The organism is Clostridium sp. AM34-11AC (genome assembly GCF_003435375.1).
GTDB classification, from domain to species: domain Bacteria; phylum Bacillota; class Clostridia; order Lachnospirales; family Lachnospiraceae; genus Pilosibacter; species Pilosibacter fragilis.
In genome coordinates this window covers 1-1,250 of record NZ_QWGL01000097.1, presented here as the reverse complement: position 1 = coordinate 1,250, position 1,250 = coordinate 1, and the positions used below count along the sequence as shown (strand labels likewise).

Annotated in this window: 1 protein-coding gene; it reads left to right on the top strand. The window is 38.6% G+C overall.

The genetic code is table 11. From position 1 onward, the window contains the following. Positions 1–77: 77 nt before the first annotated feature. Entirely contained in the window at positions 78–1,199 is a 1,122-nt protein-coding gene (locus DW826_RS17900) for an ISAs1 family transposase (protein WP_009259881.1), read from the top strand. The last annotated feature ends 51 nt before the right edge of the window (positions 1,200–1,250 follow it).

Sequence of the window (1,250 nt, the reverse complement as noted above, 5' to 3'; positions counted from 1 at the left end):
CACGAAAAACGCATGAGTAAATAAATTGTGAACATGCCCCTTTTCTGGTAAAATTAAAAGAAAAGGGGCGTTGGTATATGCAGGAATTATTAGATTGGCTGGAATACATAGAAGATGATCGCCAGCAAAGAAAAATTCGTCACACATTAAAAGATATTCTTGTTATTGTGTTGTTCGCAACGTTAGCGAATGCGGATGACTGGGTAGAAATGGCATTGTTTGCGGAAAATTATCAGGACTATCTTCGTAAGTATATCGAGTTAAAGAACGGGATTCCATCCCATGATACGATCAGACGTGTTATGGGGATGATATCACCAGAAATCTTACAACAACTCTATGGAAAATGGCAGGACCGATTAAATCAGGATGATGGAGAGCTGCTGAAAAAAATCATCTGTATTGATGGAAAAACCATGCGTTCCAATAAAAGGGGAGCTGGAAAGGCAGCTCACATTGTATCCGCGTGGAGTAAAGAGGATGGTTTTTGTCTTGGACAAAAAGCTGTTGAAGAAAAAAGCAATGAAATCGTAGTGATTCCAGAATTGTTGGATAAGATCCAGATAAAAGGCCAGACCGTAACGATTGATGCAATGGGAACACAGACTGCAATAGCGGAAAAAATAAAGAAAAAACGGGCAGATTATGTTCTTGCATTGAAGAGAAATCAAAACAGCCTGTATGAGGATGTGCAGGAATACTTTTCGGATGAAGAGTTTCAAAAAAGAATCCGTGCGAGCGGTAATTACAAAAAGACACAGGAAAAGGCACATGGTCAGGTTGAAATAAGGGAGTATTATCAAACAGAAGATATTAAATGGTTAAGTCAGAAAAAGAACTGGAAAGGGCTGTCCAGTATCGTGATGGAAAAGAAAACGATAGAGAAGGATGGAAAGAGAAGGATAGAGTATCGTTATTTTATCAGTAGTTTAAAGGCAGATATAGAGCAGATCAGTCGTGCAGTCAGAGGACATTGGAGTATAGAAAGTATGCACTGGCATTTGGATGTAACATTCCGGGAAGATGCAAACACAACGTTAGATAAAATGGCAGCACAAAATTTGAATATCATAAGAAAATGGAGCCTAAGTATTTTGAAGCCGGCACAAATGACAAGGCATAAGTTGTCGATGAGAAAGAAAAGGTTCGTAGTTAGCATGCGTCCAATTCAGTATCTGGAAGAACTTTTAGAAGCTTAAAAATAGCTGAAAACAGAATTGGTGGTAGACAATCATTCATGCGTTTGTCGT